The sequence below is a fragment of the Streptomyces griseicoloratus genome (genome assembly GCF_014534645.1).
Taxonomy (GTDB): domain Bacteria; phylum Actinomycetota; class Actinomycetes; order Streptomycetales; family Streptomycetaceae; genus Streptomyces; species Streptomyces griseicoloratus.
The window spans coordinates 266,467-286,258 of the sequence record NZ_JACVQF010000200.1 but is presented as its reverse complement, the minus strand read 5'-3'; the positions used below and the strand labels follow the sequence as shown (position 1 = coordinate 286,258).

Sequence of the window (19,792 nt, the reverse complement as noted above, 5' to 3'; positions counted from 1 at the left end):
CCACCGGGCACTGACAGCGGCGGCTCGCCGCCGCTCCACCCGCCCTCCTCGCGAGGGAGCCTCACATGCCGAGACCGCCGTTGCTCCGGAGGAGCTGGCCGTTGATCCACCCGCCCTCTGCCGAGCAGAGGAACGTGACCAGGTTCGCGCAGTCCTGTGGCACACCGAGGCGCCCCAGGGGCGTGAAGCGGGCCGTGTCCGTCTTCTGCTCCTCGGTCATCCAGCCGGTGTCGGTCGGGCCGGGGTTGATCGCGTTGCAGGTCACTCCCAGATGGGCGAGTTCACGGGTGGCGGCCAGCGTGATCCGGTCCATCGCGCCCTTGCTCGCACCGTAGGGCAGGTTGCCCGCGGTGTGGTCGCTCGTCAGGCTGACGATCCGCCCGCTGCCGTGCCGCCCGCGGAACCGCAGTCCGTACTCCCGGATCAGCAGCCAGGTCGCCCGCGCGTTGACCGCGAAATGCAGGTCGAAGCTCTCCACCGTGGTGTCCAGCAGGCCCGAGTCGACGGACTCGCAGTGGCAGAGCACCAAGGCGGTGACGTTCCCCAGCTCTCGCTCGACGCCGTCGAAGAGCCGGGCCGGCACCGCCGGATCGCTCAGGTCGGCCTCGATCGCGTACGTCCTCGCCCCGAGGGCCTCCACCTGCTTGCGCAGCTCTTCGGGCGCCTCGGGCTCCGTGCCCCACTGCATCCGCGCGTCGTACGGGGTCCAGTACGTGAAGGCCACGTCCCAGCCGTCCCGGGCCAGATCCACGACCACGGACGCCGCGATTCCCGCCGTACGCCCCGCGCCCGTGACCAGGGCGAGCGGGCGCCCCGAGTCTTCCCCGTCCTGTCGCCCTTCCAGGTGCTTCTCGCCACTCATGACCCTCATCCTGACGGGCCGTCCGGCACACAGCACCCGATTTTGGGTCCGGGCCCGAGGCGCCGACCGGGACGGCCGTGCCGGGCCGTCCTCACGAGCCGTCGGAGCCCTGCTGCAGGAGCCACGACACGACGGCGCGTACCGCGCCGGAGACGGCAGCGGCGAACACGGCGAGCGCTGCTTTGAGGGATTGCCTGCGGGTCATCGTCGTCACCTTCCGTGGCCGTGAATGCGTCACTCAACTCTGGGACGGCGCGGACGTGTTGCGCGAAGGGCTACGCGTTGCGGATGCTTTGGAACACTGCCGGAGCGACGCTGGGGAGCATGCACGCGTGGACGAAGAACCCGACATCGCCGACGCACTCGGAACGCGGGGGCCGGGCGCCGGATCCGGTGACGAGGAGCCCGGCGACGCGCTGTCCGGGGAACTGCTCCCGCTCGAAGACGCGGCACAAGGGGCCGCTTCGAGGTTCGGACTGCAGGCCATCGCGGACGACATCGCGGACGAGCGCCGGGCCCTCGCGGTCGAGCTGCGTCAGCTGTTCCTGGCCCTCGGCCTGTCCGTGCGCCGCTACTCGGTCCTGCGGCACCACAGCGCGAGCAGCGTCAGCCGTTACCTGAGCGGCCACACCGTCGCCCCGGACCACTTCGTCGCCACCTTGATGGACGACGTCGGCAGGACCATGGGCCGTCCCCTCTCGGCGGAGGCCCGCAGCCGCATCACGGGCATGCAGCGAGCCGCGCTGCGGGCGGGCAATCCCCGCGCCTGGAAGGTGCAGGAGCTCGAGGACCGGCTGGCCGCGGCGCACCACGACGCCCAGGTGGCGAGGACTCAGGCCGACGCGGTGGCGACGCAGCTGTACGCGGAACGGCAGCGGGTGGCGGGGCTGGAGGACGAGCGCCGGCAGCTCGCCGATGCCGTGGCGGCCCAGGCAGCCGGCGGTGCCGAGATGGAGCTGTTGCGTGCAGAGCAACACCGGGTGCGTGCCGAGCGTGACGCGTTGCGGCGTCGGGTCGCCGACCTGGAGGCGGCGCTCGCGGCGGCGGAGCACCGTGTTGCACGGGCCGAGCAACGCTGCGACGAGCTGGAGCGCGAACTGCTCGCGGCCGACGCCGACGCCGCCACGGCGGAGGCGGAGCAGGACCGGGACAGGCACCAGGCCGAACTGGACAGGCTGCGCGGCGAAGTGGCCCGTCTGCGGGCGTCTGCGCAGCGGGCCCCGGAGCGGCCGGGGGAGCCGCCCTCCGACGGCCCCCGGGAACAGCCGGACGAATCCTTCCCGCACGCCCCGGGCCGCGGTTCCGGGTCCCGGACCGGACGGCAGACCATCACGCTCAGCTTCGCCGGCTTCAACCGGGCCTGGGCGTCCTGGATCGGCAGCCGGCTGGAACGGCGCGGCCACCGGGTGGTCCTCCAGCGATGGGACCTGCGGGCCGACGTACCGCTCGCGGACCTGTTGCGCGACCTGAAGCTCGCCGACGGCCGGATCCTCCTCGTCATCAGCGAGTGGTACTTCCAACTGGGTTCGCGTACCCAGGAGGAGTGGAACCTCGCGTTGCATGAGGTCGTGGCGCCCGACCCCTCCCGGTTCGCGGCCGTGTCGGTCTCCATGACCTGGATTCCCACGGCCATCGCCAGGCTCGCGCCGGCCGACTTCACCAACGTGGACGCCGTCGAGGCCGAGCGGCGTCTGCTGGAGCGGCTCGACCTGCCCGCCGACCCGTTCCCCGGTTCCGCCGACGGGGACCGGCGCGGGCCGCGCTACCCGGCGGACATGCCGGAGATCTGGGGTGCCGTGCCACGCAGGAACACGCGGTTCGCGGGACGCGGGGCGCTGCTGACCGAGATGTACAGCCTGCTGCAGGGCGCCGAGCCCGGAGCGGGTGTGCTCACGCTGCACGGCATGTCGGGGGTCGGCAAGACACAGCTCGCGGTGGAGTACGTGCACCGCTTCGGCGCCGAGTACGACGTGGTGTGGTGGGCCGACGCGGCACGGCGGACGGTCCTGCGCCGGACGCTCGCCGAACTCGCCCCGAGACTGGGCCTGTCCGTGGGCGCCGAGTACGGCGAGCGCCTGCGCGCGGTGCGGGACTCGTTGCGCCGGGGTGATCCGTACGCGCGCTGGCTGCTGGTCCTGGACGCGGCCGACGAACCGGAAGAGCTCCGGGACCTGGTGCCCACGGGCCCCGGGCACGTACTGATCACCTCGCGCAACCCCGGGTGGGGCGGGCACAACAGCCGGCTCCTGGAGGTGCCGGTCTACGACCGCAAGGAATCGGTCGCCTTCGTCCGGAGCCGCGCGCCGCGGCTGACGGACGCGGAGGCGGACCAGCTGGCGGCGGCACTGGAGGACCTGCCGCTGCTGCTGGACCAGACGGCGCGCTGGCTCGACGATTCCCACATGCCGGTCCACGAGTACCTCGGACTGCTGGAAGGCGGTGTCGACGAGGACACGGTGAAGGTCTCCGCCGACTTCCCGGTGGCGTTCCGGACCGCATGGTCGATCCTGCTGAACAGTCTCCGCGAAACAGCACCCGACTCCGTCGACCTGCTGCGGCTGTGCACGTTCTTCGCCCCCGGCTCGATCCCCGTGCCCCTCCTCAGGCAGACGTCGCAGGCACGGCTGCCCGGCCGGCTCGCCGCGCTGCTCGACGACCCGGTTCTGTGGAACAAGGCGATCAACCAGCTGCGTCAGTACTCCGTCGTCCGTCTGGAGCGCCACGAACCCGCTTCCGGAGCAACCGCTCCGTTCGACGAGACCCTGTACCTGCACCGGATGGTGCACCAGCTCGTACGGAACGACATGCCGGAGGAGGAGCGGCACGAGCTGGGCGAGGCCGTGCGGACGACGCTGGCCGCGGCGGTCCCGGGCCGGCCCACCGACCCCCGGGTGTGGCCCGATTACGAGAAGGTCCTGCCGCACCTGACCCACGCCGACGTCCTCCAGAGCAAGGATCCGCTCGTACAGCGGCTGGTCCTGAACTGTCTGCGCTACACGCTCCTCGCAGGCAAGTACACGGCCGGCACCGAACTCGGCGAGCGTGCCGTGCAGCGCTGGCGGTCGCTCCTCGGAGAGAGCCACCCCTGCTTCTCGGAGCTGACGTACCGGTACGCCGACCTGCTGCGTGCCGCCGGGGACCACCGGCGGGCGGAGACCACCACGCGGGCCGCGGTGGAGCGCCTGCGAGAGGAGCGCGGCGGGCAGGACCTGCACCACCTGCGCGCCGTCGGCGGCCGCGGTGCCGACCTGTGGGCGCTCGGCCGCTACGACGAGGCGAGGGAACTGACGCAGCAGGTCCTCACGGAGTACCGGAGCCTCTGCGGCGATCAGGACGCCCGCACCCTCCACGCACAGCACGGTCTGGCCGTGTCACTGCGGCTGCTGGGCCGCTATGCCGAGGCCCTGGAGTCGGACGGCCGGACGCTGCGGGCGCGCCGGGCCCTGCTGACGGCACGCCACCCGTGGACCCTGTTCTCCGCGGCCTCCTACGCCATCGACCACCGTCTGACGGGCCGGGTCGCCGAAGCAGTGTCGCTGCAGACGGAGAACGTCCGTGAGTGCCGCGTGGTCATGGGGACGGACCATCCCCACACGCTGCGCGCGGAGCACAACCTCGCGCTGTGCCTCTACGCCGACGGTGCCCACGACCGGGCGGGGCAGCTGCTGCACCGGGTGCTGGAGCAGGCCGAGCGCGTGCTCGGCCCCGCGCACCCGTACACGCTGGTCTTCGCCATGAGCCAGAGCTGTTTCGCGCGTGTGCACGGCGACGTCGACCAGGCACACGCGGCCAGCGAATCGATCGTCGCTCGCTGCGGGACGATGTTCGGCGAGGATCATCCGTACAGCGCCGGGGCGCGGTCCAACCAGGCCCTGGTGCTGCGCAGCGTGGGGGAGCGGCAGCAGGCCCACACACTGATCGAACAGGCGTTGGCCGGCCTGACGGCCGCGGTGGGCGAGCGGCACCCCTGGACCCTGGGCTGTGCCGTCAACGCCTCCGCACTCCGCGGCCTCGTGGGCGACGACGAGTCCGCGGCCGCCCTCGGCGTGCAGACGGTCACCCGGGCCACCGAGACCCTGGGCCGCACCCACCCCCTGACGCTGTCGGCCCGCCTCGCGTACGCCGCGGACCTGCGCAGCCTGAGAAACCGGCTGACGGCGGAACAAGTGGAGGCAGAAGCCCTCGCGGACCTGACGGCGACCCTGGGCGCACGACACGCGCACACCCTCGCCGCCCGCTCCCGCGCTCGTCCCTATTGGGACTTCGAACCCGAGGCGCTGTGAGGGTCGTCGGCCGGCCTTGCACGCCCGGTCAGTAGTTGCCCACGAAACCGCCCGCGGCACCGGCGGGCAGCAGCGGCCGCAGCGCCGCCTGCGCCCGTTCCAGGAATCCGGCGACCTTCGCCGCCGCGTCGGCGTAGCGGATCGCGCTCGCCAGCTGCGCGGCCCCGGCGGCCGTGCCCGCGGCCTCCGCGGCGGCCCCCGCCGTCCCCGCCGCCCCGGCCGCCTCCGCGGCTCCCACGGCGAGCGGCACCGCGGCGGGCCAGGCCATCACCACGAGCGTGACGACCAGGGCCGCGCCCAGCCCGATCGCGAGCCACTTCTGCAGTTCCCTGCGGTCGGCGGCGTTGTCGTCCCAGTACTGCTGCATCGCGGGCAGCAGGACGAGCTGATGCTGGTTCTCCAGTTCACGCAGCCGCCGGGCGACCCGCCTCAGCACTTCCACGGGGACGCCCTGCGGCAGAGGCGTCGAGTGGATCTCGTACAGCACCAGTCCGTCCTTGCCGATGCCGTCGGGACGGAACGTGGGCTTGTAGCAGATCCACTCGTACCTGACCCTCCCGGGACCGCCGGTGGCGGCCTGGGCCGGGACGAGCGGGTAGTACAGCTCGTTCCAGTACGGCCGCCAGGTCGACCGGCGCACGTCGATCTGCGCGGGGGCGCCGATGCCGAACCGCCCGCTGCGCTGGACGGCGAGCATTTCCTTCAGGGCTTCGTCGACGACGTGACGCCTCAGGGTGTCGATCTTGTGCTGGACGTCCTCGGTCTCGGCCTTGTCGGCCTCGCCGACCGTGGTCACCTCGACGAGTTCGAGCACCATGGTCGACCCCTCGGTCCGGACGCCGAGCATGTCCGAGCGCAGCCGTCCACCGGCCCGCTGCGAGGTGATGTTCTTCTTGAGGGCCCTGCGGCTGAGCACGTTGCGGTACTCCGCGTACATCCACTTGACGAGGATCGCCATCGCGCCGCGGAACCGCTTCGTGTCCAGGTAGCTGATCTCGCTGATCACCTCGGAGTCCGGGTAGCGCTGCTTGAAGTACCTGGTGAAGCACTCGACCATGTACCACTCCGCGGTACGCGCCTCCAGGTCCTGGCGCACACGGTCGATGCCCCCCTTGCCGTCGTCCCCGACGCTGCGGGTCGGCAACGAGCAGTAGCTGCCCAGCAGCTGGATGTCGGCCATGACGGTCCCGCTATCCGTTCCGGTCGAAGTCGGAGCCGACCTCGATGTCGAGGCCGCTGCACGGTGTGTACTCGAACCAGGTGCCGACGAGATTTCCCTCCGCGTCGGTGGAGATGTCCCTCCCTTCGTCCGTGCCGCCCGCCGACGCGTCCGCCCCCTGGCTGGTGACGACGAACGGCGCGGTGCGCCCGGGGTTCCGGTAGAGGTACGGCCGCCCCCAGGGGTCGGTGAGCGTGAGGTCCGGACGGGTGTCGAGCAGCACCCGCAGGCCCTGCCGGGTGGTCGGGTAGTACTCGGGTTCGACCGGCGCGCCGTGCCACGTCGGGTCGTGCTGCTGCTTCGCCTTCTCGGCGTACTCCTCCAGGGCCGTGACGATCGCCCCGATGTCCCTCCACGCGCGCTGCTGGTTCACCGTCAGCAGCGGCCGGGCCCGGGCGGCGATGTCCGGGTTCGCCGGCGGGATGCCCGGATAGTTCGTCCGCGCGTACGCCTCGATCTCCTGGGCGATGGTCATGTACGGCGGGTCCTCGGGGTCCTGCGACCCGTCGCCGTCCAGGCGACCGGTGGACATCAGCCGGGAGAACGCGCGCTCGAATCCCGGCCGGATGGGCAGGACGACGCGTGCGGCGCCGGCCCGCAGGAACTCGCGGCGCAGCGGATCGGGATGCCACAGCAGACGCTTGGTCTCGGCCAGTTTCTCCGAACCCCAGAAGTACGGGTAGAGGAAGTAGAGGACGTTCTCCCATTCGACGGCCTGGTGCAGGAACTTGACGAACTCGCCGAACTTCCGGATCTTCAGCCACGTACCGGCCTCGACGGGAAGTGCGGACGGATCGACGTCGTCGGTCCAGGTCGGTGTGCCGCCGGTGCCCAGCTCCGCGAGCACGGAGTCGATCGCGTCGGGCGCCGTGTCGAAGTCGCTGCCGAAGAGCCACTGCAGGGACCGCTTCATCAGCTCTTCGCGCTCGGCGCGGCGCAGCGTGAGGGTGTCGTCCCGGTTCAGTTCCTCCAGGAGTTGTTCGCGGCGGTCCCGCAGCCGCTGCTGGAGGGTGTAGTACTGCTGCTCGGCGGCCTCCCGCAGCTTCTGCCAGGTGGCGAGCCGCCACGCCAGGTAGGCGTCCGTCGACAGCCGCAGGGTGGCGGCGAGCCGGAAGCCGGCCCAGCTGATGTTGCGGTGGGTGTACTGGATGGAGATGTGGCCGGCCTTGCCGTTCAGGTGCGCGAGCTGGGACTGGTAGCGCCCTTTGATCTCAGGACCGCCGACAGGTGTCCCCGTCACCTGTGGCACCTCGTCGCCGAGTACGTCGAAACGGGCCAGGTCGGCGGGCGGCCAGCCGTAGTAGTTGACCTCGAACAGGGTCGGGACGAGTTCGTAGCCCTCCGGCAGGTCGATCCGCCAGGACTGGTACCGGGTGGTCTCGGCTTCGCCCTCACCGATGATGGAGGGGAACTCGTAGGTGTAGTCGGGCGGGTTGAGGAACGCCGGCGGCGGAGCCGTCACGGGCGCGCCGTAACGGGCTGCGAGCGACATCCAGTTGTCGCGGTCGATCTGGTCGATGCCGAACGGGAACTCGTAGGGCGTGGCGAGGGTCCTGTCGATCTCGGCGAGTTCCATCAGCTGGCGGCGCAGCGCGCCGCCCGGGTCGGGGACGACCAGGTCGTACGTCATGCGCAGGCCGTAGCGCATGAGGTCCACCCGCCACTTGCGCATGATCCGGTAGTAGTCGATGCGCATCACCCGGGGGGTGCTGTTGGTGATCACGCGGGCCGCCTCGTCCTCCTCGCCGCGGCGGGTCTCGGTCCGGAAGGAGACCTTGTGCTCCCGGCGCGAGCGGGAGGACGCCTTGGAGGTGATCTCCGTGGCGTGCTTGGTGCTGGCCTGGCGCGACTCGTGATCGGAGGTGGACACGCCGTAGTTGAGGGTGCTCGTGACCGAGACCGTGCCGTAGCTGCCGCTGGCCGTGACCCCGAAGTTGAGGTTGGTGTCGCGCTTGGACTCGTTGGCGGTGGACATGGCCACGTCCGTCTTCTCGGCCACGCCCTTCTCGGCGTACGTCTCCAGTTCGTCCGTGACGATCCGGGACAGTTCCTCGCTCTGCGTCGACCATTCCTTGTGGCTCACGCGGACGGTCTCGCCCGGAGCCATGGGGATGGTCGAGACGAGTTCGCCGCGTTCGAGACCGACCGGCTGCATCTCGATCCGCTCCAGATGCAGCCAGCCGACCGGTTGGATACCGGCCTCCTCGACGAAGCGGTCGACGAGGAGCCCGACGTCACTTCCGGGTGCGCGCAGTGCCGCGGCCGTCCGCCCGATGGCGGCCAGCGTGCCGGGGTCGACACCGGCATACAGCCGTGCGGTGCTCGCGGCGGTCGCCGGGCCGCTGTCGGCCAGCGACGGTGCGATGGTCTCGAACACCTCGGAAAACTCCGGGCGTTCACCTCGCAGCCGTTCCCCCAGGGCCTCGGTCTCCGGCCCGGTCAGCCGCAGCGACCGCATGAAGTTCAGCTTCGCGAACACCGACATCGCCGATCCCGAACCGGTGGACGTACCGGGCTCGGCGGGCACGGCGGACGGGACGGGCTGGGTGTAGGTCGCCTTGAGGATCGCCCGGGCGGAGTTGGTCAGTCCGGTCATGACTGTCGTCCCCCTCGACATGTCCGCGGTACGGCCGCGATGTCCGGCGCAGGCCGAGCGCCCGGCCGGACTGTCGTGTCAGTACCTGACACCGGCCGCTTGACGGGGCCGGGCTGGGCCAGTGGAGCGCGCGCGGGGACCCGGTGTCAATGCGAGGGAGTGGGGGCTGACCTGGCATCACTCGAACGGATGACAAACCCGGGTGGCTGGGAGGCCGTCAGACCGTGTTCTCACGGATCCGGGCGAGCAGGGCCCTCAGCTGTTCACGGTCCCCGGCGTCCAGGGCAGCCGTCGCCTCGGCGAGTGCGAGGCGGTCGATCTCCTCCGCTTCGCGGTGGCAGCGCAGGCCCTCGTCGGTGAGATGCAGCAGGAACGCCCGCCGGTCGTGCGGGTGGGGTACGCGCTCCACCAGGCCGTCACGCTCCAGGCTGTCGATGATGCTGGTCGCGGTCCGGGCGGCGATGCCCGCCATCTCGCTCAGATCCCGCATCCGCAAGGGGTGTTCCGCCCGAGCCAGCATGCGCAGCGCGCGCAGCCGTGCCACCGACGCGCCCTTCTCCCGCAACCGGGCCTCGACGAACTGCCGCAGGCGGTGGGTCGTTTCGTAGAGCTCGTCGATCAGGATGTCGCTGCTGCCCTGTACTGCCATGGTGTCTTCCGTTTCCGTCACCGAACGTCGCGTCGCCGAAAGCCCATTCTATGACCATGAACATAATGTGTATGCTCAGCATATGCGTCGACGTCCCCCCGTGCTGCCTGCCCTGCCTGCTCTGCTCAGCCAGCGCCTGGTCGTTCCCGTCGTCTGCGTCTGTGTGACGTTCATCGCGATCGTCGACGGCGCGATCACCACTGTGGCGCTGCCCTCGATCGCCCGTCAGTTCCAGCTCACCACGGCCGCGTTGGACGGGGTCGTCGTGATCTATCCCATCTGTCTCGCCATGGCCATCCCGGCGTCGGCCTGGCTGGTCGAGCGGTTCGGCGGCAAACGCGTCCTTCTGACCGCGCTCGTCGGCTTCCTCGCCTCCTCGATGCTGTGCGGCGCGGCTGCCGGCCTCGGGCAACTCATCGCCTGCCGCGCGGTCCAGGGGCTCTCCGCCGGACTGCTTCTGCCCGCCTCGGCCGCGCTGCTGTTCAGCACCTTCACGGCCTCGGAGCAGATGCGCATCTCCCGGTACATGATCGTCCCTCAGCAGGTCGCCCCCGCGGCCGCACCGGTCCTGGGCGGACTGCTGGTGGATCACCTGTCCTGGAGGTGGGTGTTCTACGTCAATCTGCCGGTGGGCCTCGGGGCCCTGGTGTTCGGCGCCCTGTTCCTGGCCGGGCACCACGGCAGCCGGCCGGGGCGATTCGACCTGCCCGGCCTGCTGCTGAGCGCGGCGGCCCTGGGCACCCTGATGTTCGGCATCTGCGAAGGCCCCAACCGCGGCTGGTCGTCGGTCGCCGTCCTCACCGCACTGGGGCTCGGCACGGTCCTCCTGGCCGCCGCCGTGGTCTTCCAACTCCGCGTCGGCAACCCGCTGCTGAAACTCCGGCTGTTCGCAGACCGCCTGTTCCGGGACACCAACCTGATCAATCTGGTCGGCCTGATCCCCATACTCGGCGCCATGTACATCGGCCCGCTCTTCCTGCAGCAGGCCCAGGGCCGCTCCGCTTCGGAATCGGGCATCACCACCTTTCCCGAGGCCTTCGGTGTCCTGCTGACCGTCCAGATCGTCGGCGTCCTGTACGCCAGGGTGGGCCCCCGCGTCATCGTCGGCTGCGGGATGACCGGCGTCTGCATCGTCCTGCTGCTCTTCGCCACCTGTGACGCGGACACCAGTCTGTGGACCTTCCGCGCCTACATGTTCCTGCTCGGCCTCTCCATGGGCTGCTTCTTCATACCCACCACGGTGGCCTCACTGGCCACGATCGACCCGAAGGACCTGCCCCACGCCACGACCCTGAACACCGTCGTACGCCAGACCGGCGGCGCGCTCGCGCCGGCGGCGGTGACCACGGCCCTCGTCCTCGGCACCCCGTCGGCGGCGGCAGCGGACCCGCCGGTCTCCGCCTACCAGCACGCCTACGTCGCCCTCGCCGCGATCGCGGCGGCGACCGCCGTCTTCGCCTTCACCCTCCCCGACGCCCCGGCCCGCGCCGCCGCTCGCGGCACCGGCACCGGTACGGCATCCAGCCGTTCCGTGTTCCTCCGGCGCCGGCACGAGCAGATCGACTCGTAGGGCACGGGCCCCACTCGGGGACGACACCTACGGTGTGGCGGGAAGCCGGACCGTGGCGAGGAGACCGCCGGCGGGGCGGGGGGCGAGGTCGAGGGTTCCGTCGTGGGCGTGGACGATGCTGTGCACGATGGCGAGGCCGAGGCCGACGCCGGCGTGCTCGCCGGTGCGTACACGTTCCGTTCCGCGCCGGAAGGGTTCGGTGAGGGTCGGCACCAGTTCCGGTGGGAGCGGATGACCCGTGTTCTCGACCCGCAGCACGCTCGTGCCGCCCTGGACCTCGGTGCGGACCGTCACGGTGCCTCCAGCGGGGAGGTTGTGGACGACGGCGTTCTGGACGAGGTTCGTCACCATCCGCAGCAGGAGCTCCGCGGAGCCGCTGGTCAGGGTCGCTCCGCCGGTGACGTCGAGCGTGATCCCGCGTCGTTCGGCGAAGGGGAGCAGCGTTTCGGCCGCCTCCTCGGCGACGAGCGAGAGGTCGACGCTCTCGCGGGTGAAATTGCCGCGGTCGCTGCGGCTGAGCAGCAGGAGGGCATCGGTGAGGGCGATGGCTCGCGTGTTGACCGTGCGCAGGCGTTCGATGAGGTCGCCCCGGTCCCGCGCGGGGTCCTTGTGGGCGACGTCGAGGAGCGTCTGCGATATGGCCAGCGGGGTGCGCAGTTCGTGGGAGGCGTTCGCGGCGAACCTCCGCTGCTCGGCGACGTGCGACTCCAGTTGTCCGAGCATGGTGTCGAACGCGTCGGCGAGTTCACGGAACTCGTCCTGGCGGCCCCTCATGCGGATCCGGTGGGACAGCGATCCGTTCCCGGCCAGCCGGGCCGCGGCGGTGATCCGTGTGAGCGGTGCGAGCATCCGGCCGGCGAGGATCCATCCCCCGACGAGGCCGAACACGAGCAGGAAGCCCATCGCCACGGCGGCGGCGGGGGCGAAGGTGCGCACCAGGAGGTAGCGGTTGGGCGAGATCCCGAGAAGCCCCTGGGGGTTGTCGGGTACGTAGCGCAGCAGGAACACCCACACCACGGCCAGCAGCAGAGCGCCGGCCACGGCGAGGAACCCGGCATAGCTCAGGGTGAGTTTCAGTCGGGCACTGAGGCCGGGGCGTCTACGCATGCCCACTGCCGGGGCGGGAGATGCCGGGGCCTGTGTCGATGCGGTAGCCGACACCCGGCACCGTGGCGATGACCCATGGTTCGCCGAGCCGTTTGCGCAGCGCGGAGACCGTGATGCGCACGGCGTTGGTCAGGGGGTCGGCGTTCTCGTCCCAGGCCCGTTCCAGCAGCTCCTCCGCGCTGACGACCCCGCCCTCGGCGGCGACGAGGACTTCCAGCACGGCGAACTGTTTGCGGGTGAGCGCGACATGGCGTCCGTCGCGGAAGACCTCCCGGCGGAAGGCGTCGAGCCGCAGGCCCGCGATCTCGCGGACCGGGGGCCGGGCGTACGCGCGTCTGCGGTCGAGCGCCCTCAGCCGCAGCACGAGCTCCCGCAGCTCGAACGGTTTGGTGAGGTAGTCGTCGGCGCCGAGCTCGAACCCGGAGGCCTTGTCGTCGATCCGGTCGGCGGCGGTGAGCATGAGGATCGGGATGCCGCTGCCGGAGGCGACGATGCGCCGGGCGACCTCGTCGCCGGAGGGGCCGGGTATGTCGCGGTCGAGGACCGCGAGGTCGTAGGAATGGAGGCCGAGCAGTTCCAGGGCGGAGTCGCCGTCGCCGGCGATGTCGGCGGCGATCGCCTCCAGCCGGAGACCGTCACGGACGGCTTCGGCCAGGTAGGGCTCGTCCTCCACGATCAGTACGCGCATGCCCGAAGCCTAAGCAGGCCGGCATATCGCCGGCGTATGCAAAGACGCGTGCACACCGGGGACGGGGCTCAGCCTGCCGGTGCCGGCGTGGGGCGAGGCCGGTCCGACGGCACCGTCGCCGTGGTGCGCCACCAGCGGCGCGACGCCAGCGCGGCGAGCACGGCGCCGGCGGCGTTGACCAGTACGTCGTCCACGGAGGACACCCGGTCCAGCCGCAGGACGTACTGTGCGGTTTCCACCAGGACCGAGCAGCCCGCCCCGAGCGCCAGGATCCGTGGCACGGACGCGAGCGCCGCGAACCGCATCGGGGCGAAGAACCCCAGCGCCGCGAAGATCAGCAGATTGCCGGCGAGCCCGACCGGCCCCATCGTCACCAGGTCCCGCAGCGGTACCAGGCTCACCCGGCCGGGAACGACGCCGGCTCCGGAGCCCGGCATCATGGTCATCCACAGGAACGGCACCGTCCCGTGGACCATGCCCACCTCGGCCAGCGACGTCCGCCACGCCGATGCGACGCCGGCGGCACGCCGACGGCGCGCCAGAGCCCACGCCACCGGCGCGGCCAACGGCAGCGTGGCCAACGTGATGAGCAGCACACCGTTGAACGTGTCGAAGCAACCGTGCCACCGCCCGGCCATGCACATCGGAGCGGACATCATGAGCGGCCGCCGCACGACGAAGGCGACGCCGGCCAGGCCGAGGAACGCCAGGCCGACAGGCACGATCCTGCGCGTGCGGCGGGGCGGTACTGACGAGGATGCGCTGTGGTTCATGCCCCCATTGGAGAGGGAGGGCCGTTGTGGCGGCGTATGCGATTTTCGATACGCCCGCGATACACGGCAGCCCCCGTGCCGAGGAACCGGGCCGCCGGGCGGCGGGAGGCACTGTCAGCTCTGCGTGATGGCGGTGAGGGCGTGGTGGAGGGCGGCGCCACTTGGTGGGCGGTCGCGCCAGCGGGCGGCGATGTGGCCGTCGGGCCGGACGAGAATCGCTCCGTGAGGGTGGAGGCCGCAGAGGCAGGTGTGCTCGCCGGGCAGGGCCTCGACGCGCAGCGGCCATGGCGGGGTGGTGTGGTGCTCCCAGTACGCCGGGTCCGGGGTGAGCAGGGTGAACCATTCGCCGAGGGCATCGAGCGTGGAGCGGTGGTGCGCCAGCCAGAGGTGCGGCATCCGGCGGCCCGGCTCTGCCGTGGGGACGTAGTCCGTGCCACTTTCGTACGGCTCGGGTGGGCCGCCGTCGTCGGGGAGGACCGCGTCGGAGTGGTAGGTGACGCCGAGTACGAGGCCGAGCTGGGCGAAGTACTGGTCCGACCAGGGCGGTTCGATCGCAGCCGGCGCCGCTTGGCCGTGCCGGAGCTGCTCGCGGCGCTGGCCCTGGACCTGGAGGAGCAGTTGCGCGTTGGCCACCGCCTGGCGGAGCGTCAGGTGGGCGACGGGTTGTCGTTCCCTCTCGTAGGTGTCCAACAGGCCCGAACCGGCCCACTCGTGGAGAACGCCCGCCAGTTTCCAGCACAGGTTGTGCGCATCGGCGACGCCGGCGTTCATGCCCAGGCCGCCGATGATGGGGACCGCGTGCGCGGCATCGCCGGCCAGCAGGATCCTGCCCTGGCGGAAACGTTCGGCGACGAATGCGTTCATCGCCCAGTGCCGGACACGCACCACGGAGACTCGCACGTCGGCGCCCGGCCCGAGGGCGCGCGAGACGAGGCCGGACCAGTCGGCGCGCGCGGCGTCCTCGGGCGTGGGAACGAGCCAGGCCCAGCCTCCTTCGGGGTAGAGCGGCAGGAATGATCCGTGCGCGGTGAAGTAGACGCCTGCGGGCCGGCCGGCGCACCGGTCGCCGAGGTCGGCGTCGAACACGACGGTGGTGAAGTTCCCCAGCGTGCCGGGGCCGGCGGTGCCGACTCCCACCAGTTCCCGGGCGGTGGAATTCGCGCCGTCGGCGGCGACCAGGTAACGGGCCCGGACGCGCGTCTCCTCACCGCGCCGGTGATCGACGAGCCGGGCCGCGATGCCGTCGGCTTCTTCCTCCAGGCCGATGAGCTGGACGCCGAACCGCACAGGTCCGTCTGCCGCGGCCAGCAGGACGGGTTCCAGCCGATCCTGCGAGGTGACCACGCCCATGACGGGGCTCTCGGGTACCGGCGCGTTGACCCCGACCATCGCTGCCGTGGCGAAATCGTGGTCGTACAGGGTGTCGCGGAAGCGGATGCGGCCGTACTCCGGGGCGAACGCGGCGGCCGTGATCTCGGCGGCGACCCCGAGTTGCCGGAAGATCTCCATCGACCGCACGTTGACCAGCCGGGCCCGCGGAAAGGGCGAGAGCCCGCTGTGTCTCTCCACCAGCAGGACCCGCACGCCCCACCGCTCCAGCAGCGCTCGGGCGGTGAGCCCCACCGGCCCGCCACCGACGATCAACACGTCCACATCGGCGTCCGCTGAGGGCACCCTGAACTCCTCCTGATCACCGGGAGTGAGGCCCGGTGACGGACAGGTGGCCGGTGACGCGGCTCAGCACGTGCCCGACCGTGGTCCAACCTTGCCGTGTCCGCCATACGCCGGCCAGTACCCGGCTGCCGCGTGTCGGAGCCCCGCCGGACGGTGGGCTGACCGCCCATCGGGTGCGCCTCAACTCGGCGGCACGAACACCGAGGCCGGTGCGGTGGTGTGGCTGGGGGCGAGGGTGCCGTGCCATTCGCACACCAGGATGGTGGCGTCGTCCTGGAGCTCACCGTGGTGGTGGCGCAGGTGGGCGCGCATGAGGCGGCGCAGAGTCTCCGAGACGGGCAGGCCGTCGGCGTGGTGGCGGGTGAGGTAGTCCATGAAGGCGCTCAGGCCGAATTCCTCGCCGCCGGGGGTTCGGGCCTCGGTGATGCCGTCGGTGTAGAGGACGAGTCGGTCGCCGGGCTGCATCTGTTCGTGGCACAGAACGGTGGGCAGGCCGAGATCGGACCCCATGGGGTGGGCGGGCGGGCAGTCGAGCAAGGTGGTCCAGCGTCCGCCGCGGATGACGACGGGCGGATGGTGACCGCGGTTGACCCAGGTCAGTACGCCGGTGGTGGTGTCGAGATCGGCGAGGACACCCGTGACGTAGTGATCCGCGCCGAACTGCTCGAGAAGCACCTCCTCGATGGCGTCACCGAGATCGGCGAGTCCGGTGCCCTGGCGGCGGCGGTTGCGGCAGGCGCTCATGGCCAGGTTGGCGGTCAGTCCGGCGGCGGTGTCATGGCCCATGGCGTCGAAGAGCGACAGGTGCACCACGTCACCGGCGGTGGCGTAGTCGTATGCGTCGCCGCTGACTTGGTAGACCGGCTCCATCACCGCGCCGATGGTGACGCGGTCGTCCGCATAGGCACGAGGCGGGGAGAGCTGCCACTGCATCTCCGCCGCCACGTTCATCGGTTCGGCACGCGACAGACGGGCGTAGGAATCACTGAAGCTCCGGGCGCCGACGACGAGCCTCGCCACCAGCGAGGCGAGCGCCGACATCGACTCCTGCACATCCGCGTCGCCGCACGACGACTCCATGTGCAGCACCCCAAGGCGCTCCGTGCCGTCCAGAAGAGGGACCCACCAGCTGTGCGTGCCCCCGGCGGTGCCGGCCACGCCCACAATCCGGCCGTACTGGAACGCGCGTCCGGCCACCGTGCCCTGGACGAGGATCTCCGGCTGACACTCCTCCGCCCCCTGCGCCGCGTCCAGACCCTGCCCGGTCAGCAGGCGCAGCACGTCGCGCTGCAGGTCGACCAGGTAGATCAGTACATCGGTGAATCCGGCGGGTGCGGCATGCTGGGCCACACACGTCGGCAGTTGGTCGAAGGACTTCACACGACTGTCGACGAGCAGACCAGCCAGCATCCGCCACGTATCGCGATCCTGGCCCGTCACCGCGGCACCTCATCTCATAGACCGGCCCGCAGCCGAAACCACCCGGGTCCCGACTGCCTCCACCGTCCCACAGGCAGGCGCCGACACCTTGCCGTCTCCCATGTGCTGTGACCTGTTCGGCCGACCTGCCGCACCGGCGAAGCCCGTCGCCCTGGGCACAAGGCACGGATGCGGGCAGCACGGTCCGGTACCGTCCGCGGGGCAACTGCTCTCTGCCCAGGTCGGGTGCTCCCAAGCGGCCGAGATATGCGGGCCGGGCCCGCGGGTGTGGTCGCCGGCGCCGCGTATCCCTCGATCGAGTGATGCAGGGTGACGGGAGTGACCAGAGTGATGGTCACGTACCGGGTGCGTGTGTGCCATCGGGTGCGGCGGACGGTCGGCGAGGTCGTCGAGGGACACCTGGCAGCCGAGCAGACCGTCCGCCACTTCCGCGTGTGGCGCCGCGGCCGGGAATCCGGCAGGAACCACGTGCGGACGCGGAGCCCCGAGCGTCACCTGCCTGGGCAGACACAGCCGGCCTGCCCAGGCACCGAGAGCCTGTCACGCGGGGCCCTTCCAACGGGTGACCGGTGCCTGCGAGCGCGGGTCACGCGCCGGGCCGTCGTCGGCGTCGGGTCACCACCGGGTGATGAGCGGCGTGTCCGGTTCGTGCCGCCGCCAGGCTTCCCCGAGGCGGGTGAGGCGGGCGGGGGCCGCGATGCCGCGAACGGTCGCGATCCTGCCGCCTGCGATGTCGAACGTCACGGCGCCGGCGACCCTGTCGCCGACCACGAAGAGGATGGCGGGGGAGCCGTTGACGAGCGCGTAATGGACGGCGGGCGTGCCGCCGGCCAATCGCCGTTTCGCGGGCGTGGGTGTGAAACCGGCCCGCGCGACGGTGGCGATGCGCTGCGGAGTGTCGTACCGGAGCAGCGTCCTGGCCAGGCCGGCACCGTCGGAGATCGCGGTCGCGTCGTCGGTGAGCAGCGCCACCAGCCGTTCGGTGCGGCCCGAGGAGGCGGCGGCGAGGAATTCCTCGACGACCCTGCGGGCGGATGCCTGGTCGACTTCGCCACCGCCGCGCCGGCGCGTGGCGGTGATGCGGCGCCGGGCCCGGTGCAGGTGCTGCTGGCTCGCGGACTCGGTGATGTCGAGGATCTCGGCGATCTCGGCATGGCCGTAGGAGAACGCTTCGCGCAGGACGTAGACGGCCCGCTCGACGGGTGACAGGCGCTCCATGAGCGTCAGTACGGCCAGGGAGACCGATTCGCGCTGCTCGAAGGTGTCGGCAGGGCCGAGCATCGGGTCGCCGTCGAGGAGCGGTTCGGGCAGCCAGGCGCCGGCGGTGCGTTCGCGGCGGGCCTGTGCCGAGCGGAGCCGGTCGAGGCACAGGTTGGTGACGACCTTGGTCAGCCATGCTTCCGGCACCTCGATCCGCTGCCGGTCGGCGGCCTGCCAGTGCAGGAACGCGTCCTGCACGGCGTCTTCGGCGTCGGTGGCGGAGCCCAGCAGCCGGTACGCCAGCGAGGCCAGCCGGTTGCGGCCGGCCTCGAACCGACTGGTGTCGAAGCGATCAGTGTCGGTGATGTTCACGCGGGCCACCCTAGGCGGCGACACGGTTCGCGGCGGTCGCTTCCGCCGCGGCGGCCAGGCGGTGCTTGCGCTTGGGCATGCCGAAGGTCGGGTGCGAGACGGCCCACAGCGAGATCCCGAGGATGCCCGCCTTGATCCGCGCGGCCTTCCGGCCGCCCACGTACTTCGGTTTCGCCTGCGCTTCGTCGTCGACCATCTGGAAGATCCCGTCCCGCCGCCCGAGGCTGATGTGGTTGGCCACGTACTCCAGCTTGGTGTTCGGGATCTCACGGCCGGTCAGGCGCCCCACGATCGCGTCCGTGGCCTGCCGGCCGGTGTAGCCGGCCGAAGCGCAGGACATCGGCAGCGGCAGGCCGTTGTCGCCGATGACGTAGGCGCTGTCGCCGGCGGCGTAGACGTTCGGGTGCGAGACCGACCGCATGGTGCGGTCGACGACGATCCGGCCGTTCTCGGTGACCTCCAGCCCGCCGGCGGCGGCGATGGGGCTGACCGCGAACCCGGCCGTCCACACGGTGGCGTCGGACGCCAGGACGGTGCCGTCGGCGCACAGCACCCGCGTCGCCTCGACGGCTTCGACGCGGGTGTGCTCCAGGACGGTGATGCCGAGCCGGTCGCAGGCCCGGCGCAGGTGGCCGCGGGCTCCGGCCGAGAGCCGGGCGCCCAGCTCGTCGCGGGCGATCAGCGTCACCGACAGGCCGGGCCGGGACTCCGCGATCTCGGTGGCGGTCTCGATGCCGGTCAGCCCTTCGCCGACGACCAGCACACTCCCGCCTTCGCCCCGCCTGCCGAGGCTGTCCAGGCGCTCGCGCAGGCGCAGCGCCGAGGGCCGGCCGGTGACGTCGAAGGCGTGCTCGGCCACGCCGGGGACGCCGCGGTCGGCGACGTGGCTGCCGAGCGTGTAGAGAAGCGTGTCGTAGCCGAGCTCGCCGCCGCCGTCGGCGTCGGCCACGGCGACGACCCGGCGCTCGGGGTCGACGGCGGTGACACGGGCCAGGCGCAGCCGTATCCCCGTGCCCGCGAAGACGTCGGCGAGCTGTGGAGCCTCGATCGCCTGGCCGGCCGCGAGCTGGTGCAGCCGCATACGCTGGACGAAGTCCGGCTCGGCGTTGACGACGGTGATGTCGGTGTCCGCCGGGGACAGCCGGCGGGCCAGGGTCCCGGCCGCGTAGGCCCCGGCATAGCCGGCGCCGAGGACGACGATGCGGTGCTTCATGAGCTGCTCCTGTCGGTTCGCTTGCTCTCGGTGAGTTGAGCGGGACAGCGCCCCGATTTCTGACAGGAACTGCATGTGGCATGGGTCACAGAGCGGCGGCAGTGCGGCCCGACGACGCTGCGCGGCGCAGGCGCTGCTCACGTCAC

The 19,792-nt window shown here is 71.4% G+C and carries 13 protein-coding genes; 2 read left to right on the top strand and 11 right to left on the bottom strand.

Annotated elements, in window-relative coordinates:
• Nucleotides 1-61: 61 nt before the first annotated feature.
• Nucleotides 62-862 (bottom strand): SDR family oxidoreductase, encoded by an 801-nt coding sequence (locus H0H10_RS21770; RefSeq protein ID WP_188182699.1) that lies wholly within the window; start codon nt 860-862, stop codon nt 62-64.
• 1,328 nt (nt 863-2,190) lie between these two features.
• Here H0H10_RS21770 and fxsT point away from each other — a divergent pair.
• Nucleotides 2,191-5,145 (top strand): FxSxx-COOH system tetratricopeptide repeat protein, encoded by a 2,955-nt coding sequence (fxsT, locus tag H0H10_RS21765; RefSeq protein WP_309141876.1) that lies wholly within the window; start codon nt 2,191-2,193, stop codon nt 5,143-5,145.
• A gap of 28 nt (nt 5,146-5,173) precedes the next feature.
• Here fxsT and H0H10_RS21760 read toward each other — a convergent pair whose 3' ends face one another.
• From H0H10_RS21760 to H0H10_RS21750, 3 genes are all read right to left on the bottom strand, one after another.
• Nucleotides 5,174-6,325: a hypothetical protein gene (locus H0H10_RS21760; RefSeq protein WP_188182698.1), complete on the bottom strand. Its 1,152-nt coding sequence runs from the start codon at nt 6,323-6,325 to the stop codon at nt 5,174-5,176.
• Nucleotides 6,326-6,335: 10 nt separating this feature from the next.
• Nucleotides 6,336-8,960 (bottom strand): type II secretion system protein GspG, encoded by a 2,625-nt coding sequence (locus tag H0H10_RS40135; RefSeq protein WP_223180199.1) that lies wholly within the window; start codon nt 8,958-8,960, stop codon nt 6,336-6,338.
• Nucleotides 8,961-9,177: 217 nt separating this feature from the next.
• Entirely contained in the window at nt 9,178-9,609 is a 432-nt protein-coding gene (locus H0H10_RS21750; RefSeq protein ID WP_188182697.1) for a MarR family winged helix-turn-helix transcriptional regulator, read from the bottom strand.
• An 82-nt stretch (nt 9,610-9,691) separates the two neighbouring features.
• Between H0H10_RS21750 and H0H10_RS21745 the strand changes: the two genes are divergently transcribed.
• Nucleotides 9,692-11,179, top strand: coding sequence for a DHA2 family efflux MFS transporter permease subunit (locus H0H10_RS21745; protein ID WP_188182696.1), 1,488 nt, complete (start codon nt 9,692-9,694; stop codon nt 11,177-11,179).
• Between the two features lie 27 nt (nt 11,180-11,206).
• Here H0H10_RS21745 and H0H10_RS21740 read toward each other — a convergent pair whose 3' ends face one another.
• The 7 genes from H0H10_RS21740 to H0H10_RS21710 form a co-directional block, all read right to left on the bottom strand.
• Nucleotides 11,207-12,286, bottom strand: coding sequence for a sensor histidine kinase (locus tag H0H10_RS21740; RefSeq protein ID WP_188182695.1), 1,080 nt, complete (start codon nt 12,284-12,286; stop codon nt 11,207-11,209).
• A complete protein-coding gene (locus H0H10_RS21735) occupies nt 12,279-12,974 on the bottom strand; it encodes a response regulator transcription factor (RefSeq protein WP_188182694.1) in 696 nt (231 codons plus the stop codon). The genes H0H10_RS21740 and H0H10_RS21735 overlap by 8 nt, the downstream gene beginning before the upstream one ends.
• 68 nt (nt 12,975-13,042) lie before the next feature.
• Entirely contained in the window at nt 13,043-13,747 is a 705-nt protein-coding gene (locus H0H10_RS21730; RefSeq protein ID WP_188182693.1) for a VanZ family protein, read from the bottom strand.
• Between the two features lie 114 nt (nt 13,748-13,861).
• The gene (locus H0H10_RS21725) at nt 13,862-15,421 is read right to left on the bottom strand and encodes an FAD-dependent monooxygenase (protein ID WP_188182692.1); all 1,560 of its coding nucleotides are present in this window, start codon (nt 15,419-15,421) and stop codon (nt 13,862-13,864) included.
• Nucleotides 15,422-15,601: 180 nt separating this feature from the next.
• Nucleotides 15,602-16,831, bottom strand: coding sequence for a PP2C family protein-serine/threonine phosphatase (locus H0H10_RS21720; RefSeq protein WP_188182957.1), 1,230 nt, complete (start codon nt 16,829-16,831; stop codon nt 15,602-15,604).
• Between the two features lie 645 nt (nt 16,832-17,476).
• A complete protein-coding gene (locus tag H0H10_RS21715; RefSeq protein WP_188182691.1) occupies nt 17,477-18,433 on the bottom strand; it encodes a sigma-70 family RNA polymerase sigma factor in 957 nt (318 codons plus the stop codon).
• A gap of 10 nt (nt 18,434-18,443) precedes the next feature.
• Nucleotides 18,444-19,646 carry an NAD(P)/FAD-dependent oxidoreductase gene (locus H0H10_RS21710; RefSeq protein ID WP_188182690.1) on the bottom strand — a complete coding sequence of 401 codons (1,203 nt, stop codon included), beginning with the start codon at nt 19,644-19,646 and terminating at the stop codon, nt 18,444-18,446.
• Between the last annotated feature and the right edge of the window lie 146 nt (nt 19,647-19,792).

What these genes read in the sequence shown, in the direction of transcription:
- H0H10_RS21735 (WP_188182694.1), bottom strand. Translation starts at nt 12,974, where the DNA reads ATGCGCGTACTGATCGTGGAGGACGAGCCCTACCTGGCCGAAGCCGTC.
- H0H10_RS21760 (WP_188182698.1), bottom strand. Translation starts at nt 6,325, where the DNA reads ATGGCCGACATCCAGCTGCTGGGCAGCTACTGCTCGTTGCCGACCCGC.
- H0H10_RS21745 (WP_188182696.1), top strand. Translation starts at nt 9,692, where the DNA reads ATGCGTCGACGTCCCCCCGTGCTGCCTGCCCTGCCTGCTCTGCTCAGC.
- H0H10_RS21750 (WP_188182697.1), bottom strand. Translation starts at nt 9,609, where the DNA reads ATGGCAGTACAGGGCAGCAGCGACATCCTGATCGACGAGCTCTACGAA.
- H0H10_RS21730 (WP_188182693.1), bottom strand. Translation starts at nt 13,747, where the DNA reads ATGAACCACAGCGCATCCTCGTCAGTACCGCCCCGCCGCACGCGCAGG.
- H0H10_RS21770 (WP_188182699.1), bottom strand. Translation starts at nt 862, where the DNA reads ATGAGTGGCGAGAAGCACCTGGAAGGGCGACAGGACGGGGAAGACTCG.
- H0H10_RS21740 (WP_188182695.1), bottom strand. Translation starts at nt 12,286, where the DNA reads ATGCGTAGACGCCCCGGCCTCAGTGCCCGACTGAAACTCACCCTGAGC.
- H0H10_RS21720 (WP_188182957.1), bottom strand. Translation starts at nt 16,831, where the DNA reads ATGCTGGCTGGTCTGCTCGTCGACAGTCGTGTGAAGTCCTTCGACCAA.
- H0H10_RS21710 (WP_188182690.1), bottom strand. Translation starts at nt 19,646, where the DNA reads ATGAAGCACCGCATCGTCGTCCTCGGCGCCGGCTATGCCGGGGCCTAC.
- H0H10_RS40135 (WP_223180199.1), bottom strand. Translation starts at nt 8,960, where the DNA reads ATGACCGGACTGACCAACTCCGCCCGGGCGATCCTCAAGGCGACCTAC.